The sequence below is a fragment of the Paraflavitalea pollutisoli genome (assembly GCF_029360705.1).
Taxonomy (GTDB): domain Bacteria; phylum Bacteroidota; class Bacteroidia; order Chitinophagales; family Chitinophagaceae; genus Paraflavitalea; species Paraflavitalea pollutisoli.
In genome coordinates this window covers 4,159,050-4,183,181 of the sequence record NZ_JARKMX010000008.1, presented here as the reverse complement: position 1 = coordinate 4,183,181, position 24,132 = coordinate 4,159,050, and the positions used below count along the sequence as shown (strand labels likewise).

Annotated in this window: 19 protein-coding genes and 1 tRNA gene; 9 read left to right on the top strand and 11 right to left on the bottom strand. The window is 49.4% G+C overall.

Features of this window, described 5'->3' with window-relative positions; genetic code table 11:
• Positions 1 to 86 precede the first annotated feature (86 nt).
• A tRNA-Leu gene (locus P2W70_RS30205) sits at positions 87 to 168 on the bottom strand.
• Positions 169 to 286: 118 nt separating this feature from the next.
• Between P2W70_RS30205 and P2W70_RS30200 the strand changes: the two genes are divergently transcribed.
• The 6 genes from P2W70_RS30200 (at position 287) to P2W70_RS30175 (ending at position 10,664) form a co-directional block, all read left to right on the top strand.
• Complete coding sequence (locus P2W70_RS30200) at positions 287 to 2,512, top strand: RelA/SpoT family protein (protein WP_276485311.1); 2,226 nt, start codon at positions 287 to 289, stop codon at positions 2,510 to 2,512.
• A 436-nt stretch (positions 2,513 to 2,948) separates the two neighbouring features.
• On the top strand, positions 2,949 to 5,894 hold the full coding sequence (locus P2W70_RS30195) for a SusC/RagA family TonB-linked outer membrane protein (RefSeq protein WP_276485310.1): 2,946 nt from the start codon (positions 2,949 to 2,951) through the stop codon (positions 5,892 to 5,894).
• A gap of 17 nt (positions 5,895 to 5,911) precedes the next feature.
• Positions 5,912 to 7,216: a RagB/SusD family nutrient uptake outer membrane protein gene (locus tag P2W70_RS30190; protein ID WP_276485309.1), complete on the top strand. Its 1,305-nt coding sequence runs from the start codon at positions 5,912 to 5,914 to the stop codon at positions 7,214 to 7,216.
• A gap of 161 nt (positions 7,217 to 7,377) precedes the next feature.
• Positions 7,378 to 8,640 carry an adenylosuccinate synthase gene (locus tag P2W70_RS30185; protein WP_276485308.1) on the top strand — a complete coding sequence of 421 codons (1,263 nt, stop codon included), beginning with the start codon at positions 7,378 to 7,380 and terminating at the stop codon, positions 8,638 to 8,640.
• Between the two features lie 219 nt (positions 8,641 to 8,859).
• Positions 8,860 to 9,336, top strand: coding sequence for a hypothetical protein (locus P2W70_RS30180; RefSeq protein WP_276485307.1), 477 nt, complete (start codon positions 8,860 to 8,862; stop codon positions 9,334 to 9,336).
• An 86-nt stretch (positions 9,337 to 9,422) separates the two neighbouring features.
• A complete protein-coding gene (locus P2W70_RS30175; RefSeq protein ID WP_276485306.1) occupies positions 9,423 to 10,664 on the top strand; it encodes an anthranilate synthase component I family protein in 1,242 nt (413 codons plus the stop codon).
• A 559-nt stretch (positions 10,665 to 11,223) separates the two neighbouring features.
• Here P2W70_RS30175 and P2W70_RS30170 read toward each other — a convergent pair.
• From P2W70_RS30170 to rny, 5 genes are all read right to left on the bottom strand, one after another.
• A complete protein-coding gene (locus tag P2W70_RS30170; protein ID WP_276485305.1) occupies positions 11,224 to 12,321 on the bottom strand; it encodes a lytic transglycosylase domain-containing protein in 1,098 nt (365 codons plus the stop codon).
• A gap of 146 nt (positions 12,322 to 12,467) precedes the next feature.
• Positions 12,468 to 13,949, bottom strand: coding sequence for an Asp-tRNA(Asn)/Glu-tRNA(Gln) amidotransferase subunit GatA (gatA, locus tag P2W70_RS30165; protein ID WP_276485304.1), 1,482 nt, complete (start codon positions 13,947 to 13,949; stop codon positions 12,468 to 12,470).
• A 30-nt stretch (positions 13,950 to 13,979) separates the two neighbouring features.
• On the bottom strand, positions 13,980 to 14,210 hold the full coding sequence (locus P2W70_RS30160; protein WP_276485303.1) for a Sec-independent protein translocase subunit TatA/TatB: 231 nt from the start codon (positions 14,208 to 14,210) through the stop codon (positions 13,980 to 13,982).
• A gap of 886 nt (positions 14,211 to 15,096) precedes the next feature.
• On the bottom strand, positions 15,097 to 15,465 hold the full coding sequence (gene rplS / locus P2W70_RS30155; RefSeq protein WP_276485302.1) for a 50S ribosomal protein L19: 369 nt from the start codon (positions 15,463 to 15,465) through the stop codon (positions 15,097 to 15,099).
• Between the two features lie 70 nt (positions 15,466 to 15,535).
• The gene (rny, locus tag P2W70_RS30150; RefSeq protein WP_276485301.1) at positions 15,536 to 17,101 is read right to left on the bottom strand and encodes a ribonuclease Y; all 1,566 of its coding nucleotides are present in this window, start codon (positions 17,099 to 17,101) and stop codon (positions 15,536 to 15,538) included.
• Positions 17,102 to 17,375: 274 nt separating this feature from the next.
• On the opposite strand from rny, the gene P2W70_RS30145 reads away from it, so the two are divergent.
• Positions 17,376 to 18,512, top strand: a complete 1,137-nt coding sequence (locus P2W70_RS30145; RefSeq protein WP_276485300.1) for a TlpA disulfide reductase family protein — start codon at positions 17,376 to 17,378, stop codon at positions 18,510 to 18,512.
• A gap of 168 nt (positions 18,513 to 18,680) precedes the next feature.
• Entirely contained in the window at positions 18,681 to 19,538 is an 858-nt protein-coding gene (locus P2W70_RS30140; protein ID WP_276485299.1) for a DUF6263 family protein, read from the top strand.
• 43 nt (positions 19,539 to 19,581) lie between these two features.
• On the opposite strand, the gene P2W70_RS30135 is transcribed toward P2W70_RS30140, so the two are convergent.
• Positions 19,582 to 19,875: a cell division protein ZapA gene (locus tag P2W70_RS30135; RefSeq protein ID WP_276485298.1), complete on the bottom strand. Its 294-nt coding sequence runs from the start codon at positions 19,873 to 19,875 to the stop codon at positions 19,582 to 19,584.
• 155 nt (positions 19,876 to 20,030) lie between these two features.
• Here P2W70_RS30135 and P2W70_RS30130 point away from each other — a divergent pair, with 155 nt between their 5' ends.
• Positions 20,031 to 20,285, top strand: coding sequence for a hypothetical protein (locus P2W70_RS30130; protein ID WP_276485297.1), 255 nt, complete (start codon positions 20,031 to 20,033; stop codon positions 20,283 to 20,285).
• 8 nt (positions 20,286 to 20,293) lie between these two features.
• On the opposite strand, the gene P2W70_RS30125 is transcribed toward P2W70_RS30130, so the two are convergent.
• The 4 genes from P2W70_RS30125 to P2W70_RS30110 form a co-directional block, all read right to left on the bottom strand.
• Complete coding sequence (locus P2W70_RS30125; protein WP_276485296.1) at positions 20,294 to 20,581, bottom strand: hypothetical protein; 288 nt, start codon at positions 20,579 to 20,581, stop codon at positions 20,294 to 20,296.
• 103 nt (positions 20,582 to 20,684) lie between these two features.
• Positions 20,685 to 23,114 (bottom strand): phenylalanine--tRNA ligase subunit beta, encoded by a 2,430-nt coding sequence (gene pheT / locus P2W70_RS30120; RefSeq protein ID WP_276485295.1) that lies wholly within the window; start codon positions 23,112 to 23,114, stop codon positions 20,685 to 20,687.
• A 153-nt stretch (positions 23,115 to 23,267) separates the two neighbouring features.
• Positions 23,268 to 23,777 (bottom strand): YcxB family protein, encoded by a 510-nt coding sequence (locus tag P2W70_RS30115; RefSeq protein ID WP_276485294.1) that lies wholly within the window; start codon positions 23,775 to 23,777, stop codon positions 23,268 to 23,270.
• An 18-nt stretch (positions 23,778 to 23,795) separates the two neighbouring features.
• The gene (locus P2W70_RS30110; RefSeq protein WP_276485293.1) at positions 23,796 to 24,125 is read right to left on the bottom strand and encodes a hypothetical protein; all 330 of its coding nucleotides are present in this window, start codon (positions 24,123 to 24,125) and stop codon (positions 23,796 to 23,798) included.
• Between the last annotated feature and the right edge of the window lie 7 nt (positions 24,126 to 24,132).

Genomic DNA, 24,132 nt, shown 5'->3' with positions numbered 1-24,132 from the left:
CTTTTGGACTATGATTGTCCATGCAATACCACAAATAAAAAAGCCTGTAAATTGATATTTACAGGCCTTCTACGTAAATTAAAGGGTGGGGATGACAGGAATCGAACCTGCATGGGTCGCCCCGCTAGATCCTAAGTCTAGTGCGTCTGCCAGTTTCGCCACATCCCCAAGCGCATTTAAGAACTACCTGATTGCCAAATTACGGTAAAAAGGAGTGCAAAAGTAGGAGTTTTAACCAAAAGCAGAAAAACACTTTCTTTTAGTGTAAATTCGTTGGAATAGATATATGGATACTGTAGCCGCGATACCGAAATACAATCTGAACGAGGAGCAAGAGAAAAAACTGATACTTCGTGAATACCGGGCCTTGTTGCGTTCCCTGAAACCCAAACTCAAGCCAGGCGATAAAGAACTATTGCGTCATGCTTTCGAAATGGCAGCGGATGCGCACAAGACCATGCGGCGCAAAAGCGGTGAACCCTATATCCTGCACCCGCTGGCTGTTGCGCGCATCGGTGTAGAGGAGATTGGTTTGGGTGTTCGTTCTTCTATCTGTGCTTTGCTGCACGATACGGTAGAAGATACCGATATCACCCTGGAAGACATCGAGCGCGAATTCGGATCGGAGATCGCCCGGATCGTAGACGGTCTTACCAAAATTTCGAACGTCATAGATGTCAACCTCTCGCAGCAGGCAGAAAACTTCAAAAAGATATTGCTGACCCTCACCGATGATCCACGCGTCATCCTCATTAAGCTGAGCGATCGCCTGCACAATATGCGCACGCTCGACAGCATGAAGCGGGAAAAGCAATTGAAAATAGCTTCCGAAACTGTTTATGTGTATGGCCCACTCGCTCACCGTATGGGTTTATACAACGTTAAAACGGAGATGGAAGACCTGTCGATGAAATACCTCGAGCCGGAAGCTTACCGTGAGATTGCGCGTAAGCTGGCCGAAACCAAAAGGGAGCGCTCCAGGTACATTAACGAATTCATCCGCCCGGTGCGTGAAAAACTCGAGAAGATCAACTACGAGTTTGAGATCTACGGCCGCCCCAAGAGCATCCACTCGATCTGGAACAAGATGAAAAAGAAAGGCGTATCCTTCGAAGAAGTATACGACCTGTTTGCCATCCGGGTAATCCTCAATACTACCCCCGATAAGGAGAAAGAAGCCTGTTGGAAAGTATACTCCATTATTACTGACGAATACACGCCTTCGCCAGAACGTTTACGCGACTGGCTCAGTAACCCGAAATCGAACGGTTACGAGGCGCTGCATACCACCGTGATGGGTCCCCAGGGTAAATGGGTGGAGGTGCAGGTACGTACCAAACGGATGAACGAGATCGCCGAGAAAGGCCTGGCTGCCCACTGGAAATACAAGGAAGGAACCAATGATGAAAGCCGCTTCGACAAATGGTTCCAGCAGATCCGCGAAGTACTCAACAATCCCGATAACGATTCCATCGATTTTCTGCAAGACTTCAAAACAAGTTTCCTGGCAGAAGAGATCTATGTCTATACGCCCAAGGGTGATGTCAAGATGTTGCCGGTAAACTCCACCGCACTCGATTTCGCCTTCTCTATCCATAGTGCCGTAGGCTCGCAATGTATTGGTGCCAAGGTCAACCACAAGCTGGTACCCATCAGCCATAAATTGCGTAGCGGTGACCAGGTAGAGATCATTACTTCCGCCAAGCAAAAACCTTCGGAAGATTGGCTCAACCTCGTGGTGACAGCCAAGGCCAAAAGCAAGATCAAAGACGCGCTGAAGGAAGAAAAGCGCAAGGTGGCCGATGAGGGTAAGTACACCCTCCAGCGCAAAATGGAAGGCATGGGCGCGGCCTTCAATCAGCACAATGTCGATATTCTGACCGTTTTCTATAAACTGCAATCTCCCCTCGATCTATATTATCAGATCTCCATCAAGGCGATCGACCTGAAGGAGTTGAAAGACTTCCAGGTATTGGGTGATAAGCTGGAGCCTCCCAAGCCCGTAAAGCCGGTCACAGAACCCAAGGTAGATGCCGGTATCCCCAAAAAAGATGCGGAGCTCATCATCTTCGGGGAGAGCAGTGATAAGATCATGTACACGCTGGCCAACTGTTGTAAACCCATCCCCGGCGACGACGTGTTTGGCTTCGTGACAACTGGTAAAGGTCTTACTATTCACCGCACCAACTGCCCCAATGCGACCAAGCTCCTTTCCAACTACGGTCACCGCGTGGTGAAGACCAAATGGGCCAGGAACAAAGAGATATCCTTCCTCACCGGCCTCAAGATCGTCGGTATCGATGATGTGGGTGTCATTCACAAGATCACCAACCTGATCTCGGGCGAAATGAAGATCAACATCAACGCCATGACCATCGAGGCAAAGGATGGCCTTTTCTATGGTAATGTAAGGGTTTACATTCATGACAAAGAAGAGTTGGATGACCTGGTGGAAAGGCTTAAAAGGCTGCCCGGTATCGAAACCGTCGACAGGTACGATACCGAAAACTGATGCAGTAGGCTGGATGGTTATTTTCCCTATCTTAGTATCCTGGTTATAGTTATACAAACACACCTGTAATACCCCTCTGCTATCCGTGCGGCTATGCAGCTTATGACAGTATTGTTCTGTCTTGAGTTATATATCCTTTATACGAAATCACATTATTGACCATCCAAAACGAACCAACATGAGAAAGACCTGCAGTATGGTAACCTAGTTACCTCTTCTCTCCCTGACGTGATACATTCTCCTTCCTGACTAAGACTTTCAACGATCCGTAGCCGATGCTGCATGGGATTGGCATTGCCTTGCCTTTCAATGTGCTGCACCAGCTGCCGGACGATAGCAACCCTCCCCTGACCGTTTTCGACAAATTGCGGTACTGGCATCACTATGCCTGTACCCGATCCTTACAACACATTTCTTAACAAAAAGCTACATCAGCATGAGACAAATGTTGAAACAAGCCCTGCTTGTATTCATGATCGCTTCGCTGCCCACACTGCTATGGGCGCAAGTGCCTGTGTCGGGTACGGTCACCGATGGAACCGGCAAGCCGGTTCCGGGGGCCTCTGTCAGGCTCAGGAACTCCAACCTCGGTACCTCCTCCGACGCCAACGGTAAGTTTACGTTGACCTTACCGGGCAATGGAGGTACGCTCGAGATCTCCGCCGTTAGTTTCAAATCACAAACCATTTCCGTTACGGCCGCTAACGCAACCCTGTCGGTACAGTTGACCGAAGATGTCGGCAAACTCGATGAAGTAATTGTAACCGGTCTGGCTACCAGTGTAAAAAGAAAGAACCTGGCAAATGCTGTGGCCACTATTTCCAGCAAAGACCTGACGGGTGGCGCACCTGCCCAAACCCTGGATGCTGCCATGAACGGTAAAGTAACGGGGGCTTATATCAATGCCAACTCCGGCGCTCCGGGTGGTGGTATTTCTATCAAGCTGCGGGGGGTAACGTCTGTATTTGGTAATACACAACCACTGTATGTCATTGACGGGGTGTTCATCGATAACTCCTCTACCCCCGCTGGCTTAAACAGTGTAACAGGTGCTGCCAGAGGTGGTAGCTCCTCCAACCAGGATAACCCCTCCAGCCGTATTGCGGATATTCGTGCGGAGGATATCGAGAATATAGAGATATTGAAAGGCGCCTCTGCTGCTGCTATCTACGGTTCCAAAGCGGCTGCTGGTGTAGTGTTGATCACTACCAAGCGCGGTAAGGCAGGGCAAACAAAAGTGAGCTTTGCACAGGATCTTGGATTTGTCAAGATCAGGAAACTACTGGGTAACCGCACCTGGACCGCAGAGCGTGCGGAAGAACTCGGCGGCAATGATGCACCTACCCGTGCCGCTCGTCGGCAAGAGTTTCTCGATGCGCAGGCAGCGGGAAAGATCTATGACTATGAGAAAGAAATGTATGGTCAAACAGGATTTACCCGTAACTCCTCCATCAGTGTGAGCGGTGGCGGGGAAAAGACCTCCTTCTTTTTCTCCGCCTTTCAGAAGGATGAAGAAGGCATAGTGAAACGTACCGGTTACCGTAACAGCGGTCTCCGCCTGAATGTCGACCATCGCCTCAATGACAATGTCAAGATCGGTGTCAGTGCCAATTACATCAATTCTTCTGCTGACAGGGCGCTAACCAACAATGACAACAACTCGGTAACATTTGGGGTAGCGCTTTCTTCCACGCCCAGTTTTACAGAGCTGCACCCCGACGCTTTGGGCAACTATCCCCGCAACAAATACAGTGCTTCCAATCCGATACAAAGCCGCGACCTGGTTACCAACAATGAAGCGGTAGACCGTTTTGTAACAGGCATCAACGTCGATGCGATCTTTCAGAAATCGACCAACTCCACCACCCGGTTCATTGGTCGGGGAGGGATCGATTTTTATAGCCTGAAAACAACAGCCCTGTTTCCCAACTCCCTGCAGTTTCAGCAGGTAAACCAGGGTACCAATGTACAGGGGCTTACCCGTAGCCTCAATGCCAATTATATTTTGTCATTGGTCAATAACCTGGCTGCTTCGCCCAATTTGAACTTTACCACGTCTGCCGGTATCACCCAGGAGCAGGGCGATTACAACAACCTGCTCAATGTGGCTACCAAGATCGTGGCCGGGCAAACCAATGTAGACCAGGCCAGTGCTTTGACGGCCAACCAGCTTCGTAACAAGTACCAGGATAATGGCATCTTTGTACAGGAAGAAGTAGGCATCATCGACGCCATCACCCTGACCGCGGGTGTACGTTTCGACAAGTCGACCAATAACGGCGACCCCAATAAATATTATGCTTATCCCAAAGCGGCTTTTTCCTGGAACCTTACTAACTCCATCCTCGACGGAGGTCCGTTCAGTAACCTGAAGATCCGGGCCGCTTATGGCCAGGCGGGTAACTTCCCGGCATTCGGCAGCAAGTTTACCCTGATGAACATCTTCAATATCGACGCCACCACGGGCTTGCTGGTGAGTACGTTGCGTGGCTCTCCCGATATCGCGCCCGAGCGGACCTCTGAGCTGGAAGCAGGTGTCGACTTCAGTCTGCTCAACAGTCGACTCAATTTTGAAGTAACTGTCTATGACAAACGCATCAAAGACTTCCTGTTGCAGCGACCGGTAGCTGGCTCTACGGGCTTTAGTACCGAATGGGTCAATGCCGGTAACCTGCGCAACAGGGGGCTGGAAGTGAGTGTGAACGCACAACCCGTGGCTACCAAAAGCGTTCGGTGGAATACGACCCTCAATTTCTGGCTCAATCGTTCCAAGGTTACCCAGCTGGATGTGGCTCCCGTGGTATTGGGAGCATTCGGCAATACACTCGGCAACTTCAAAATCGAAGAAGGGCAATCGGCCACGCAGATCGTTGGTATCGATGGAACCAATGGCGTGATCAAGCTGGGGGATGCAGAACCCCGGTTCCAGATGAACTGGTTCAATGAGTTGAACTTCCTGAATGGCTTCAGCCTCCGCTGGCTGTTTCACTGGAAGCATAAGGGCGACGTGATCAACCTGAGCCAGTTATTGACCGACCTGGGTAGTACTACGCCCGATTACGATGACATTGGTGCTGATGGAAAAGCGAAGGGACCTGCACGCGCGGCCCTGGTAGGCGTTACTGCCCGGCCTTTTGTACAGGAGGCAGGTTATCTCCGTTTGCGGGAAGTGGCGTTGTATTATACCCTGCCCAAAATGCCGATCGATTTTATCAAGAGTGTACGGGTAGGGGTGTCGGCCAACAACTATTTCACGAGCACGAAGTACAGCAATTATGATCCCGAGGTGTCCAACTTCGGTACCGGCTTTTCGACCGGTGTTGACGTAATGCCATTTCCTGCTTCCAAACGTGCCACCTTCCACCTGTTGGTTGATTTCTAATTTCAAAAATCGTCATCATGAAGAATTCAAAAATAGTATCGGTTCTATATCTGCTGGCCCTGATGGGGTTGGGGGCATCCTGTAAGAAGGAGATCGGTAGCCTGAATGGTTCTACGATCGAAGAGTTGTCGTCCAATGCCACAAAGTTTCAGCTGAACAACGTGGTTACGGGTACCGAGTCGGGTATGCGTAATTCCATCGATTTTTACCTCGATGCGGTAGGGATGATCGGCCGTGAAATGTATCGGTTTGCTGGATCCGAACCGCGGTATACCAGTGATCTGCTGGGTGGGGGTAATGCCACCCTCAACAACAATACGTTTTATCTCACCAATCCCTGGAATGCCCGGTACCGCGTGGTCAAGAATTGTAATATCCTGATCGATGCGGCCAATAATTCTACGTTGATCTTTCCGGAAGAGAAGAAAGGTTACCTGGGTTTTGCCAAGACCATCAAGGCTTATCACCTGTTGCTGAACCTGAACCTTACTTATACCAACGGGGTAAGGATAGATGTCAATGATCCGGACAAGCTGGGAGCATTCGTACCCTATGAAGACGCGCTGACGCAGATTGCTGCCATGCTGGATGAAGCAAAGACAGATCTCACCGGGTCTACGATTGCCTTTACCTTGTCGTCGGGTTTTGATGGATTGAATGATGCTGCCGGGTTGATCAAGTTCAACCGGGCACTGGCTGCCCGGGTGGCTGTATATCGCAAGCAGTGGGGGCCGGCGTTGACAGCGCTCAATGAGTCGTTTTTCAGCCTCAATGGTTCGTTTACGACGGGTGCCTACCATGTCTTTTCCAGCGGTCCCAATGATCAGCTCAACCTAACCTTTTTTCCACAAAACAATACCGGGGAGATCAGGCTGGCGCATCCCTCTTTTGCGGCCAATATCACACCGGGTGATGACCGAATCGCCAAGGCTACCTTACGTACGTCGGCAGCCTCCCTGGATGGGCTCACGAGCAACCGCGATGTATGGGTCTATACATCCAGTACAGCGTCTATGCCGATCATTCGCAATGAAGAGCTGATCCTGATCTATGCAGAGGCCAAGATCAATCAGACCCAGCTACCAGACGCGATTGTTGCCCTCAACCGGATACGGACGGGGCATAATCTGGCGGTATATTCGGGGGCGGTCACCCAGGCTGCGCTGATCACGGAAATGTTGTTCCAACGTCGCTATTCCCTGTATTTTGAGGGCCATCGTTGGGTAGACATGCGGCGGTACGGTAATCTGGGGCAACTACCGCTCGACCGGGCAGGGGATGATGTATGGGAGAAATTCCCGCTGCCGCTGACCGAGAACTAATGAGTTGAAACCTAAGCGCCTGACAGGAATACCTGCGACAGCTATCTGGCTGTACATGGTAAAACCTGTCAGGTTTTTTATTTCTGGCTTTTACCACATTCGCCTATTTTTGCCCTCCCGTTGCTTAACGGGTTCTGCAAATCATACAAATACTCAGATAGATGGTTGATGTTTTATTAGGTCTTCAGTGGGGCGATGAAGGCAAAGGGAAAATCGTGGACTATTTTGCTCCTGATTACGATGTGATTGCCCGTTTCCAGGGTGGCCCGAATGCGGGTCATACACTGTACGTACAAGACAAAAAGGTGGTATTGCACCAGATCCCTTCCGGCATATTCCATGAGAATACCACCAACCTCATCGGTAATGGTGTGGTACTGGATGCCGTAACCCTCCGCAGGGAGTGTGATATCGTGTCATCTTTTGGTGTCGACTTTCGCAAGAACTTATATATTTCTGAAAGAACCCATTTGATCCTGCCTACTCACCGGGCGCTGGATAAAGCTTCTGAATTACAGAAAGGCAATGAGAAGATCGGTTCTACCCTGAAAGGTATCGGACCGGCATATATGGACAAGACGGGTCGTAATGGTCTGCGAGTAGGTGACCTGCTCGATAAGAGCTTCACTACCCAGTATATCAAGCTGCGCCTGAAGCACCAGAAGCTGCTCGACAGCATGAACTTCCATGAGGATATTTCTGCCTGGGAAGAAGAATTCTTCGATGCCATCGACTTCATGCGTCAGTTCAAGATCGTTAATGGCGAATACTTTATCAATGATAAGATCAGGGCAGGTAAGAAAGTGCTGGCTGAAGGTGCACAGGGCAGTATGCTCGATGTTGACTTCGGTACTTTCCCCTTCGTGACTTCTTCCAATACCATCTCTGCCGGTGTTTGTACCGGTTTGGGCGTTGCTCCGCAAAAGATCCGCGACGTGATCGGTGTTACCAAGGCTTACTGCACCCGCGTAGGCAGTGGTCCATTCCCGACCGAATTGCACGATGCTACCGGCGAAGAGCTGCGTAAGATCGGTAACGAGTTCGGTGCAACAACTGGTCGTCCCCGTCGTTGCGGTTGGATTGACCTGGTAGCACTTAACTTTGCCTGTATGGTAAATGGTGTAACCAAGCTGGTGATGACCAAAGCGGATGTACTGGACGCTTTCGATGAGCTGAAGGTATGTACGTCTTATGTAGTCAATGGCGAAAAGACCGATCAGGTGCCTTTCCAGATGACCAAGGTAAACATCGAGCCCGAGCTGAAGTCATTCAAAGGCTGGAAGCAGGATGTAACTAAAATGAAGACGGCTGCAGAGCTGCCAGGTGTCATGAAAGAGTATGTTGCTTTCATCAATCAATACCTCGGCGTTAATGTAGCTTATATTTCCAATGGACCCGGTAGGGATCAATTAATAGAAATATAGTATTTCTGGTAAAATCTTGGCTTTTTTCATCCGGCACTGTATCTTACTGAAGTAGCGTTGAAGGAAGCCACGGCACAGGCTAAAAGACTTTGCGGAGATTGAAATTTTTGGTTAATTTAAGAGTGTGCTGAATAGCATTTTAGACAGTAAAATTTTTTAATAAAAAAGTTTGGCGAATAAAAAAGTTCGCTGAAATTTACAGCATAATCTTACCAGACAATGGCAGCAAAATCTGACAAAGAAAAAAAGACCGGCGAAAGCCCTGCACCAAAGTCTTCTAAGGAAACTCCTAAGAAAGCCTCACCAAAATCTAAAAAGGAAGAGGATGAGGATGATGAAGACCTTGAGGATGACGATGCCGAAACAACACCCAAAGCCTCCAAGAAAGGAAGCAAAACTGCGTCTAAGAAAAAAGACGAGGATGATGATGACGACGATGATGACGCAGGCGATGATGATGAAGTAGATGATTGGGACAAAGTAGAGGAAGAAGAGGAGTGGGATCCTGACTTCGAAGAATTTGATTTGCCCAAGTCTAAGACCAAGAAAGCTGGCTCCGGTGGTTCCACTGGTGGCGGTGGAGGTGGTGGCAAGCGTGGTGCTAAAGATGACGATGATCTCGGCATTGATGATGAGTTCAAAGACATGGACCTCTTCAATGATCGTGGTTTCGATGACGAAGAAGATGATTTCTAATTAATGCGTTGCTGAGGCGCTTTGTAATAGTGAACAGAAGTTTTACTTCATTCCCGATTAAAGATATTCAGCAAACTAAATTGCAAATGTTGAGCTGGTGTAACCGGTTCAACATTTGTTGTTTCTTGGATAACCAGCAGTACCCATCCTCGCTGCAGAACTATGAATGTTTGCTGGCAGCTGGTGCTGCTCACCTGCTCGAGGTGAAAGCCGGCGAACAGGCTTTCGATCGGCTACAATCCTTCTACGATGCCCACCAGGACTGGCTTTTCGGCCATCTGTCCTACGATCTCAAGCGTGAAATGGAAGTGCCTGAGAGCACAAATCCCGATGGCATCGGTTTTCCTGACCTTGGTTTTTTTGTACCTGAAGTAGTTGTGTTGCTGCACCATGATTCAATGCTGATCGGAACGATCGGTGATGAATCGGCGGAAGTAGTTTTTGATGCTATCATGGCCACCGTTATCCCTGTTGATCGCGCAGCGCATACCGATGTGCCGATACAGGCCAGGTTTACACAAGACGAATACCTGCAGGTGATCCGTAATCTGCAGCGGCATATCCTGCGGGGCGACTGCTACGAGATCAATTTCTGCCAGGAGTTTTACGCGACCCAGGTTTACCTCGATCCGGTCGCGGTGTATGAGCGACTGTGCCTGGCTTCACCCAATCCATTTGCAGCTTTTTACAAATCGGAAGAACGTTACTTGTTGTGTGCAAGCCCTGAACGTTATATAAAGAAAGAAGGCCGCCGTTTATTTTCCCAACCGATCAAAGGAACCTGGCAGCGTGATTTACAAAGTGCCGAGGGCGACGAGCGTAACAGAAAGCAGTTGTACCATAGCGCCAAAGACCGGTCGGAGAATGTGATGGTGGTGGACCTGGTGCGCAATGATCTTTCACGTGTTTGTGAGGAAGGGAGTGTGCAGGTGGATGAGCTGTTTGGTATCTATAGTTTTCCGCAGGTGCACCAAATGATCTCGACCATCAGTGGTGTGCTGCGCGCCGATCTGCATTGGGTAGAGGCCATCCGGCAAACCTTCCCCATGGGATCCATGACGGGAGCCCCTAAGCGGCGGGTCATGGAATTGATCGAACAATATGAGCGTACCCGCCGCGGCCTGTTCTCCGGCTCGGTAGGGTATATTACCCCCGACGGCAACTTCGACTTCAATGTTGTTATCCGCAGCATCTTCTACAACGCTGCTACGGCTTACCTTTCTTACCAGGTAGGTTCCGGCATTACCTTTTACAGTGACCCGCAGGGCGAATATGAGGAATGCCTGCTCAAGGCAGCCGCCATTCGCCGGGTATTGGCGGGTAGTTAAGCCGCTCTTTTGATTTTCAATTTTATTTATTGGTTCATGAGTGCCTGAAAGGCATTGAAGGTTATTTGTTAGGCATTTAGCAAGGCAGGTGATGGTGAATCCCTTGCCAGGCCGGCAATTGCCTCAGGCGTAGGATGATCCTTAGCAGGTGCAGGTTAAGTACTCCCCAACTGATAAGATGTCTCGTTGTTAACAAGTTGATGACTCCAAGATATTCCGTAGATGTCCCGTATCTATATAGAGACGGGATATATACGAGATATCTACGGAACATATACGGGATATCTACGGGACATCCTAGTATGGAGAGACCATAAGAAGACCAACTGCCGGGATGAAACAGACTGATCCTGAAGCCTTCTTTGGCTGGTTATGGGTAGTAGTTGATAGAGATAGGGATCATAGGGGAGCTGGGGATGTATAAGCGTGCCGGACTGGCTATGCTACCTGGTAAGCATCGGCAATTTGTAAAGGAGGTGGCTGACCAGCCTGGATAGGGGCAAAAGAAAAGGGCGGGCTATTTTCTCAGAAATAGCCCGCCCCGAATATATAAAGTCGATTATCTCGCGTCTTTGTTGGCGACGGTGGCGCCGCTCAGCAACAACTGAACTGATTCGTTCAGGATGGCGTATTTGTTGGCCTGGAACAGCTCCATTTTGTCAACGGGCAGTTTCAGTTCGTACGCGTTGTCGGCGCTGGCCATCTTCTTGTCGAAATCGGGGTTATACCGCTCGAAAGTATTGGCATCCATCGCAATGTGACGGGCGATCACCGAAGAATGGTATTTACCGGAAACCGTAACGCTCTTGGCGGCGGTCATTTCTTCCGTGCTCAGGTTTCTGCGCAACAGGTAAGTGGCAGTAACTCCCATTTGTTCGGTCGCCTCAGCCTTGGTCAGGGTGGTTACACTACCTTGACCTTCAAAGATATAATGCGTTCCGATAAACTTCTTGACGTGGGTTCTGGATTCGGCCGGCAGGTAATACTGCAGGTTCCAGAAATTGCGGCTACCGCTTTTACGGATAGCGCTGTACACGTTGCCGGGGCCCCCGTTGTAGGCAGCGATTACCAATAACCAGTCACCAAACTCATTATAGAGATCCTTGAGGTATTTGGCGGCTGCATGGGTGCTCTTGGTGTAGTCCTTCCGTTCGTCGTAGCTTTGGCTTACTTTAAGACCAAGGATACGGGCGGTGGCTGGCATCAGTTGCCAGGGACCTACGGCGCCTGCCCAGGAAACTGCTGAACGCTTGAGCCTTGATTCGATCACGGCCAGGTATTTCAGCTCGGTAGGCAGACCATATTTACCCAGGATGTTCTCCATCATGGTAAAGTAAGGACGACCCCACTCCTTGATTTCCATCAGGTCTTCTGTATTCTTCTCCATGTAGTCCTGAACAAAGCTGATGGCACGGGGATTCAGCCTCACGCTCGAGCTGTTCTCGAACAAAGCGGTAAAACCCGGATCAGACAGTGAATCTGACTTAGCAGGAGATTGAATCGTGTCATTTAACACGATTGTCGCCTTTAATTTCCTTCCTTGTGTTGATTTGGCTGCAGGCTTTTGGCTGGAGGTCTTTTTCTTTCCTCCGGTATCAAACGCCATGAGTAAACACACCAGTCCGAAAACGCTGGCATAAACTAGCTTTCTTTTCATCATCGTTTTTTTAGCACAACAATGCCGACTCTCAGGTATGGATTAAACGGTGATGTTTTAAATAGGTAAAGGATCGTCTTTGATAGGATAGAAGGAAATAGGTGCAGATGGATAACGCCGGGAGTCGAAAATTATGGCCTTTCATGTTAGCCGGCGAACCTGTACTGCAGCATCCATTGTTGGGATAGCTGGAGCAAAGATAATTCGCGAAATCGGTTTGTCATAACCTGCAGCCCATAAGGCATGCCATTACTGTGCCAAAAAAGCGGGATTGAGATACCGGGAATGCCGGTTAGGTTGGAGAAAACTGTAAAAATGTCAGCCAGGTACATGGCGATGGGATCGTCCATTTTTTCGCCCAGCTTGAAGGCGGGGGTGGGAGCGGTCGGTAAAATGATCGCGTCGAACTGGTTGAATACCAAATTCGTCTTTTCGACCAGTAGTTGTCTTACTTGCTGGGCCTTCGTAAAATAGGCATCGTAATACCCCGCACTCAATACGAAGGTGCCGAGCATGATCCGGCGCTTGACCTCCCAGCCAAAACCGTCAGATCGGCTGGTCTTATAAAATTCTGTTAAGGGGAGATCTTTTTTTTCCACATCGGCCGGACGGAAGCCATATTTGACCCCGTCGAAGCGGGAAAGGTTGGAGGAGGCTTCGGCGGTGGTGAGGACGTAATAGGTCGGTACTACGTAATCCAGGTACTCAAAATCGACGGCTTCTACGGTATGCCCATCGGCGCGCAGGCGGTCGATAAGGCCCAGGATATTCGTCCTGATCTCGTTGTCGAGGGCAGGGCTTTCCAGCGCTTCTTTGAAGTAAGCGATCCGTAAAGGTGTTGATGCTGAATTGATTGCGGCGGAGTAGGCGGGTACTTCCGCTGGGGCTACCGTACTGTCGTAGTCATCGGGACCAGCTATCACCTCGAGGGTTTGTGCCACGTCGGGGACGTTGTTGGCGAAGATCCCGATCTGATCGAAGGAGGAGGCGTAGGCGATCAGGCCGTAGCGGGAAACGCGGCCATAGGTAGGTTTGAGGCCTACAATGCCACAGAAATCGGCTGGCTGGCGAACGGATCCGCCGGTGTCACTGCCCAGGCTCACCATGCAAAGCGCAGCCTGAACGGCCACGGCTGCACCACCGGATGAACCGCCGGGTACCCGGGTTTCATCGAGGGCGTTGAGTACTTTGCCATGTGCGGAGTTCTCGTTGGTAGAACCCATGGCAAACTCATCGCAATTGGTATTACCTATTATAATAGCTTCTTCGGCCAGTAGTCGTTCTACGGCCGTAGCATTATATATGGAGTGAAAATCGCCGAGGATCTTTGAGGCGGCGGAGACGGGATGGTCTTTGTAGCAGATCACATCTTTCAATGCGATGACTACACCATGGAGTTTACCCAGGGGCTTACCGGAGGCACGTTGTGCATCCAGTGTAGCTGCCAGCTGCAAAGCCTCCTGGTCATAGACCTGGAGGTATGCATTCAGATGGCGTTTCTGATCAATATTGTGCAAATAGTGCTGTACTGCGGCTACGCAAGTGGTAGCGCCATTAAGCAGATCAGCATGGTATTGGGTTATTGACTGGTAGGTAAACAAATCCTCGTGCCGGCTTTGAGAGAACAAATCGGTTAGAAATCTCCGTTAAAGTGAGACTTATTGTGCAGGAGTAGTAGGAGCTTTCTTGTCCTTTTCGCTCATGCCTTCTTCAATCTCTTTCTTCACGTTGTTCTTGGCATCGTTGAATTCACGGATACCTTTACCGATACCCCTCATGAATTCAGGGATCTTACGGCCACCGAACAGGATCAGTACAGCCAGAATGATCAGCACCCACTCCATACCACCAGGCATCGAGATCATCAGTAAATTGTTTGCTACAAGCATGGTACTCTTAGATTTTAATATTGAAAAACGAAATTACATCTTTTCATAGGTAAAACGCATAAACCTCGATACAAATTACCTGCAAAAACTACCCGCATAAGGTATTTCACTTGCGGTTAACAAAAGTAGGGATTTGTTGCAACAGGATTGGGGATGAATGGTTTGGAAAGGTTTATCTAGTAATGCCGTGCACAAACGGTTGCATGCGCATGGCAGCCAGGGGTGCCTGCGATGATGGGCTAGCAGGAATGGATTTCGTGGAGGCGAAATGGGCGGCGACAGGCGGAATTGGGGAAGAAAAGGTGAAGACGTTTAGGGAGGAGAGAAATCAATGGTGCTGTTGAGGCGAAATGGAAAGTGTTGAGAGAAGGGGTGAGTAGGAATGGTTTGGGGGTTGGATGGCCAGGTGGAGAGCAGGCAGGCAGTAATAGCAAGGAATGAAAAGGACGGGAAAGTGAACAGGCGAGCGGTGGGATGGCAGGGACCTAGGTAATCGGCAGCCTGTGCTACGAAGGCCTCAAGGTTTTGCAGGGAAAGTTGTGTAAAGGGGCGGAGTTGATGGATAATACGAAGAATAGGGCGAGTTCAGCTGTCAAGGTAGTGCAGGAAAAACTGAGTAAGAAAGCCGTCAGTGGCTATAATTGAGAAAAGAGACCGAGTTCAGCCTGTAATAGTTGTGCAGGGAAAACTGAGTAACAGCCGGCCGTCGATGGGGAATTCGAAAAGGTAATATTCAGCCTGCCAGAAGTTGTGCAGGGGATAACGAATAACAGCAATCCGTTCCTGGTTGAAACGGAAGTCGGCTTACTCGCAGCCAGTTAAAGGCATAGCGAAAAAAAAGCGGAACCGCGAAGGTTCCGCTCTATAATTTGTAACGAGCTGAAAATTAAGCTTTAGCTGCAACAGCCATACGCTTTTCCTTGATACGAGCGCTTTTACCGCTACGTTCGCGTTGGAAAAACAGTTTGGCACGGCGTACGCGACCAGATTTGTTCAATTCGATAGACTCGATGTTAGGAGAGAAGAAAGGGAAAGTCCTTTCAACACCAATACCATCAGAAATCTTGCGAACAGTGAAAGTAGCAGTACCACCAGAGCCCTGACGTTTGATTACATCACCGCGGAATCCCTGGATACGCTCTTTACCACCTTCAATAATCTTATAATTTACGGTAATGTTATCACCTGCTTTAAAAGCGGGGAATTCTTTTTTACCGATCAGTTGCTCGTGTACGAATTGAACTGCTGCGTCCATGATCTTCAATTTTTAAGGATGGCAAAGGTAGCAGATTCTTTTTAATTTACTGCTAAATCTGCTGAATATTTTATCTGGCAACGTTTACAGAGCGTTTCTCGCGGATCACGGTCACCTTGATCTGGCCCGGGAAAGTCATCTCTGTTTGGATCTTTTGAGCGATCTCAAAAGACAGTTTGTCTGATTCTGAGTCAGTTACTTTATCTGCTTCTACAATGACGCGCAGTTCACGGCCGGCCTGAATCGCATACGCCTTTTCCACACCATTATACGACAGGGCCATATTTTCCAGGTCTTTGATACGCTGGAGGTACTGCTGCATGATCTCACGACGGGCACCTGGGCGGGCACCGCTGATCGCGTCACAAGCCTGTACGATGGGGGAGATTACATATTGCATCTCCATTTCATCGTGGTGAGCACCGATGGCATTTACCACGGCAGGGTTCTCGCCATATTTCTCAGCAAGTTTTGCACCCAGCAGGGCGTGGCTCAGTTCAGACTCCTCGTCGGGTACTTTACCAATATCGTGGAGCAGACCGGCACGTTTGGCTAATTTGGGGTTGAGGCCCAGTTCGGCCGCCATGATACCACACAAATTGGCGACTTCACGGCTGTGCATCAACAGGTTCTGTCCGTAAGAAGAACGGAAACGCATTTTACCGACGATCCGTACCAGCTCTTTGTGCAAGCCGTGGATACCGAGTTCGATCACCGTACGCTCGCCGATCTCCATCACCTGCTCTTCGATCTGGCGACGGGTCTTTTCGACGATCTCTTCGATACGGGCCGGGTGGATGCGGCCATCGGTAACCAGGCGCGTCAAGCTAAGACGGGCAATTTCCCGGCGGAGCGGATCGAAAGATGACAGGATGATCGCTTCGGGGGTATCGTCTACGATCAGGTCTACACCGGTAGCGGCTTCAATGGCGCGGATGTTACGACCTTCACGGCCGATGATCTGTCCTTTGATCTCGTCGCTTTCCAGGTTGAAAACAGTGATGGAGTTTTCAATAGCCTGCTCTGCAGCAGTACGCTGTATAGACTGAATGATGATCTTGCGGGCTTCTTTGTTGGCTTTTTGCTTGGCGTCGTCGATGATCTCCTGTTGGAGCGCCAGGGCCTGGGTGGTGGCTTCCTGTTTTAGACTTTCTACCAATTGTTTCTTGGCTTCTTCGGCAGTAAGGCCAGCAATCTTTTCCAGGCGGCGGATATGCTCTTCCTGGTGTTTTTCGAGTTCTGTGCGCTTCAGGTTGACTACTTCGATCTGGCGGTTCAGGTTCTCTTTGATCGCTTCATTTTCCTTCACCTGTTTATCGAGCTGGTCGACTTTCTGGTTGATCGTCTGTTCTTTCTGACGAACCCTGTTTTCAGACTCTCCTAATTTACGGTTACGCTCTCCAACCTCTTTTTCGTGTTCACTTTTAAGTTGTAAGAACTTTTCTTTCGCTTCTAACTGTCTTTGTTGTTTAACGGTTTCGGCTTGGGTCTGAGCGTCGGCGAGCAATTTCTTAGCCTGTAAATCGGCCTCGTCTATTTGTTTCTGGGTGTTTTTAGCAAAGATGAATTTGCCGGCAACGATTCCTACTGCCACCCCCACTGCACCAAGTATATAGGTTAAAGCGTTCGCATCCATTGGTTTTTATTGATTTTGATTGTTCTACCATATTATGTATCGTCACTATGTATAGTGCATTGTCCATACGTGAGACGCTAATGTGCGAAAGTACGGAAATTAAACAAGCATTTTTTTTCCACCGAACCTATTTGCATAATTTCTGTATAGACTGGCTGAATGCTTCAATCCGTATAAAAATATGGATTACTATCAATTGTGTGATGGGTGGCATGATAAAAAAGCCGCGTTTTCGCTAATATTGTACGGTAACATCACGAAAAACCTCCTTACAATGAGATATCTACTGTTGGCTGGCGCCTCCCTGGCCCTGGCCACTTCATCACAGGCACAGCAATTTACCATCAAAGGCCAATTACCCAAAAGCGGTGACCCGATCGAGTGGGTATACCTTACCTACGCGGTGGATGGCGAACGCAAGAATGATAGCGCCCAGGCGAAAGACGGCCAATATGCCTTTACCGGCCAGTTGTCTAAGCCAACGCTGAGTAGTTTGCGGGTCAAGTATGCTGCCACTTCAGCATCTGCCCAGAGAAGGCCCATGCAACGTGATTATGCCTCCATTTATCTGTCTCCCGGCAATATCACCGTGGCGAGCACCGATTCTTTTAGCAATGTAAAGGTCGGCGGTTCCAAAGCCCACGACGAATTTGTAAAGCTGAACGATCTGGCCAAGCCTTACAATGACCGCATGCGGGATATCTATAAAGCTTATGCAGAAGCCAACAAGGCAGGCAACAAAGAAGAAGCTGCCAGGCTAGATGCGCAGGCTGATGCCGTATCGGACGAATTGAACGAAAAGGTATATGGTACTTATGTTAAGGCCAATCCCAAATCTCCCATCGCCTTGTTTGCGTTCCAGCAATTTGCTGGTTACGACATTAAGCCCGAAAAAGTAGAGCCGGTATTCGCGGCTTTGCCAGCTGAGGTGAAAGATTCGAAAGCAGGTAAAGAATGGGCTGAGCGGATCGAGATCGCCAAGAAAACAGGCATTGGCCGTTTTGCGATGGATTTTACCCAAAACGATACCCTGGGCAACCCCGTAAAACTGTCTGCCTTCAAGGGTAAATATTTACTGGTAGACTTCTGGGCGAGCTGGTGCGGTCCCTGCCGGGCAGAAAACCCCAATGTGGTGACTGCTTTCAATAAATACAAAGAGAAAGGATTCCATGTACTCGGTGTGTCGCTGGATCAACCCAATGCCAAGGACAAATGGATCAAAGCCATTCATGACGACAAACTGACCTGGACGCACGTGTCGGACCTGCAATTCTGGAAGAATGCGGTAGCGGTACAATACGGTATCCAGGCAATTCCCCAGAATCTGCTGATCGATCCGCAAGGAAAGATCATTGGTAAGAACCTGCGTGGCGAGGAGCTTCAGAAAAAGCTGGCTGAATTGTTCAACTAATTTAAGCGGGGCGGTCTACAGGGCTGCCCATATCATACTTTGGTGGGCTTTCTGTGATAGCGGAAAGTCCACCTTTTTTATTTATAGCAGGAGTGGCTATTTATTGGCCGTCTCTTTGTAATATCACATCCTTATTTACTACAAATAGTATACAATAATTATTGAAATATGAAAAAGCTGTTATTTATCCCGCTATTCCTGTCTGTGTTTGCCGTCAGTGCCCAGTCACTGAGCCGCAAGGTGGTATTGAAGCAAGGCCAGCAGGTAGAGCGGGTGGCTGCTATCAAGATGAACATCGGTATGGAAATGATGGGCCAGTCGATCGATATCAACAATGACAATACGGTTACTTCGCTGGTAGAGGTGAAAGGTGCTTCCGGCACTGCCTACGACCTGGCCAGCACGGTAAAGCGCGTGGTGACCAACATGAAGGGAATGGGCCAGGAAATGAGCTACGATACCGATAAGAAGGATGCTGCCGCTGCCAACGATATGACCAAGAAGGCGGATGAACTGGTGGGTAAAACCAATAACCTTACCATCGACAGCAAAGGAGTGATCACCAAGAGCGACGATACAGGAGGCGATGACAAAGAAAAGGCTAGCGGCTTTATGGGCATGTCGGGTGGTGTATTGAATGCCGGTCAAAAAGTAGGTGCCATTTTCGACCTGGTCGCCAAGCTGCCCGATCACCCGGTGAAAGTGGGTGACAGCTGGACCGATTCTACCATATCCAAAGAAGGAAAGGTCCATACGAAATACAAAGTGTTGGAGATCAAGAACGATGAAGCTATCATCGATATGGAAGGAACGCTAACCCAGGCAGGACAGGTGGAGAACAATGGTATGACCATCGATATGAACCTCGCAGGTACTTCCAAAGGTCAATTGTCGATGGAGACTGCCAGTGGCCTGGTCAGGAAACTGACCATGGCGCTGAATGCTACAGGCACCATGGAAGTGATGGGTAATTCAATCCCCTTTACTATGAAGATCGATATGGATCAAAACGCCACGAAGAAATAAACTGGACGCGTATCCGGGGATTGCCTGGTGGCAGTTGGAAATGTTAGCCTTGCAGGATGCGGTCAAGGACCTTCTCCAGGGATGTTAATTGTTTATCCGTTTCACTCGATATAAGCGGCTGGTTTTCCCCGGCCGCTTTTTGTTGGGTGGCATACCACAGTACCACCATGGCGACGTAGTCCTGCATGTCTTTTCCGGCAAACTGGGTCTTGAACTCAATAATTTTGTCATTTATGAGTTTTATAGTCTTGCGGACCACTTCTTCATCAGACGGAGCGATTCGGATACGATAGGTGCGGTCACCTATTACGACATTTATAGGAATTAATTCTTCCATTTGCTTGCAAATTTGAAAAGACTATTCTATATTTATCCACACAGAATTAACATCTGTGTTTTTGATACACTCTGGACTTTAATGGACCGTTTTGGATGATGAAGGGATTTGGAACACCCGTATTCTATGTTTACACCACCAAAACCAAGCGAACTATGTTTGCAAAAGTAAAGTCGTCCATCTTCATCGATGTCCTGACACTCGAATTAGTAGCTCCCATCCGATCCAGCTTGCGAGCCATCCTGCGCGACGAACAAGGCGAAGAATGCCAACGCATGGAGGCCAGTGTGCCCAAAGGTGATAACACGGTTACCTGGAAGGGCCTCAACGATCTGCCATATGGAATCTACACTTTAGAGCTTTCCCAGGGCGAAGATGAACAAAAGATGCGTTTAGTGAAACGTGTTTAGATTTAACCTTACTGGCTTAGCATGGCAATACACCGGTCAATTTCCCGGATGTACTGGTGCAGGCGTTTGTCCAGATCTTTCTTATCGGCTTCATCGAGCTGACCTGTAGCCGTTTTTAGTGCTGCGATCTTATTTTCCAGTTCTCCGATCTTTTTTGCCTGTGCTGCATCCCTGGTTTTCAACTCTTTTACCTCTTTAGTCAGCCGGTCATTGTCTTTTTGCAGCACCTGGTATTGCTGCAACACCTGTTGCAGTTTATCCTGTATTCGCTTCCAAGGTAGCTGTGTGTCTGACATGCCTATAGGTTTTATATGCCTTTGCCCTCCTGCCCGCCATACCTGGTGGGGCATAGCGGGAAGGGGAGGTGGCTGTCATTCCGGGTTTGAATGAGCAGGCCGGTTATTTTCTGATCTCGGCCTGGAGTTCTTTTTCCAGGGCGGTCATGATCTTATTCATCATGCCATCGATCTCCTTATCGGTAAGGGTCTTTTCCTCATCGAGGAAAGTGAAACTGACGGCCAGTGACTTCTTATCTGCTCCCAGCTTGGCGCTTTCGAAGATGTCGAACAGCTGCATGTTCTGCAGTTTTTCGATGCGGGTTTTCTTTACAGTGGCTTCCACGTCGGCATAAGGCAAGACCTTGGGCACGATCATAGCGAGGTCGCGGTGTGCCGGCAACTGTTTGGGGAGCTCGGTCACTTTGAGTATTCCTTTGGCCACTTTTTTCAGTAACAATTCCCAGTCGATATCTGCGTAGAATACTGGTTGCTTGATGTCAAAGCGCTTTAGTTCATGGGGGGCTACGGCGCCGATTACGGCAATCACTTCGTTGTTGAGCTTCACTTCCAAACCATCGGCCAGCTTTTGTGTGGTAACAGCCTGCCAGCTGGTTTTGGTGATTCCCGTGAGCTGCAATATTCTTGCCACGATTCCTTTAATGTAGTACAGATCAACGGCATATCCCTTTCCTTTCCAGGAGTCTTCTTTTACCTGGCCAGTGATGTAGAGGCATACATGTTCGTGCTCGTTGTAGTTACCCGGCGCCAGCTTATGATAGGTTTTGCCATATTCGAAGAACTGGAGGTCGGGGTTTTTGCGGTTGAGGTTATGGGCAATGGCCTCCAAACCGGTTTCCAGCATCGACGGACGCATGATATTGTGATCTGCACTCAGGTTATTGAGCAGTTTTACCGCTGTTTCCAATTCAGCCTCATCGAAGTAGGCGGCATTGGTGATCGAGTTGGTAAAGATCTCGTTGAAGCCGAGCCCTACGAGGTAGTTGGCCGCTTTTTCGCGGTAGGTGTATTTATAACTATCTGTTTCGATAGAGGGCGATATCATGATGGAGCTGGGGATTTCGACATTGTCGAGCCCATCTATACGCATGATCTCTTCTACCACGTCCGCCGGCAGGGTTACATCGGGTTTGCTATAGGGAGCATTGACCCAGATATTGTCCATGCCTTCTTTGATCACTTCAAAGCCGAGGCTGGTCAGGATCTTACGTACCGTATCGGGGTGGTAGTTCTTTCCACTGAGTTTGCGGAGGTAATGGTATTTCAGTACAATGGATGCCTTCTCCCTCGGATCGGGGTATACATCGATCAAGTCGGAAGCGATCTCTCCACCGGCCAGTTCCTTGATCATCATGGCGGCACGCTTCAATACGTTGACGGTATTGCTGATGTCTACATTCTTCTCAAAACGGGTAGCTGCATCGGTACGGAGGCCATGGCGGAAGGATGTTTTACGGATATCGATCGGGTTGAACCAGGCGCTTTCGAGGAAGATATTTTGGGTTTCTGCCTTTACGCCACTTTCCAGGCCACCGAAAACACCGGCAATAGCCATGGGCTCGTATTCTCCGTTGCAGATGATCAGGTCTTCTGCGCTGAGCTTCCGGGGTTTCTCATCAAGTGTCACGAAAGGGGTACCCTCGGGCAGGTTCCTGACTACGATCTTACGACCTTTCACGGCATCGGCATTGAACGCGTGCAGTGGCTGCCCGGTTTCATGCAGGATGAAATTGGTGATATCGACGATGTTGTTGATGGTGCGGAGGCCAATGGAACGCAGTCTGTCCTGCAGCCATTGCGGGCTTTCCTTTACCTGTACATTGGTGAGGCTGATACCGGAATATCGCTGGCAGGCATTGACATTATCGATCTCTACCGTAAATGGCAGGGTGGTATTATCGGTCCTGAAGTTATTGGCAAAGGGGGTTTTGACCCGGTAGTCTTTTTTATCGTGGTGAACGAGGTACGCGGTCACGTCGCGGGCTACACCGAGGTGGCTCATGGCGTCCATGCGGTTGGGGGTAAGACCGATCTCGAATACCCAATCGTTGTAGGGCTTGAAGTAGTTGGCGGCCGGTGTTCCTGGTTTCAGCTCTGCTGGTAACACGAGGATGCCGGCGTGGTTGTCGCTGAGACCGATCTCGTCTTCGGCGCAGATCATGCCATAGCTTTCCACGCTGCGGATCTTGGCCACTTTCATAGTCAGCGGGGCTCCGCCTTTGGGATAAATGGTGGCTCCTACGGGGGCCACGATCACCTTCTGACCAGCTGCCACATTGGGGGCTCCACAAACGATCTGCAACGGATCTCCGGAGCCGATATTTACGGTAGTAACGGATAATTTATCGGCGTTGGGGTGTTTCTCACAGGTCAGCACCTCTCCAATAACCAGTCCATGCAGGCCGCCTTTCAGGCTTTCGAACTTTTCGAGGCTTTCTACTTCCAGTCCTACAGCGGTCAAAATCTTGCTCAGGCGTTCCGGTTCGATGGTTACCGGTAAATATTCGTGTAACCAGTTATACGAGATCGTCATTACTTAGTTTGATCTTTTGATGTTGATATTACTTGCCACTCCGGTCAGCTGCTACAGCGAGCACCTGCCCGGTTGTTGGCGAGCGGCAAAGATAAGGATTAGCCGGGAAGGTCGGGAAGGCCGCCTGGGATGTAGTGCGTATTAAGTGCCAGGCTAGGGGCGACGGATCTGTTCATCGAGCATATTGCGGAGGTCATCGATTTCGAAGGGAATGGATACCCGGTTTTTCTGGATGATCTGAAACTCGAAGGAATTGGTGAACAAGATGAAGAAATGCTCCGATTCTTTGTACCGCTGAACTTCGCGCCAGGGTTTGGCAAATCCATTCCGGTCGCTGTGGCGGGTAACGCCCCAATGGGTAAGCTCGTAGGTGGCCTGCCTGAACAGGCCGGGTTTGGCCACGTACAACAGGGTCATCAACAGTAGCAACGCGACCAAATAAAAGAGTAGCATGACGAAAACCGGAAAAACCCCGATCAGCACCCAGGTCAGGTCAAAAGGCTTGGGCATGCCTGTTTGCACCAGTACCTGCACGAGGATGACGGCAATAATGGCGTACAGGGCAAATCGCTTCACGCGCTTCGATTTCCGGATGAGAAATAGTACAGCCAACAGGTACTCTTTCAGGGTGAGGTCCTGGTCAATGGTAAAGGTTGGGGGCATAGCCCTAATGTACGGCCTTTACAGCAGATTCCAACCGATGGCCTTGTTGACCGCTCCCGATACAACTCCAATCGCTGCATTCAGGGCATTTTCCACGGCAACCAGGCCAAGGCCTTGTACGGCGAGCAGTACGGTGCGGAATGAGTTTTTCTGGATTTCTATATGAAGCAGTGCTTCTTCTTTCGTGATCTTGTTTTCCAGCTTCAACTTTGCGATCATGGCGAGGTTCTGGGCAAAAGCCTTGCTTTCTTTCTCTGCGTAGGGTTTTACCTCTTTCCAATATTTCTGGAGAATGGGTTTGGCGGCGTTGAGCATATCTTTTGCGATCGAAGCTACATTGATGGCCATATGGTGT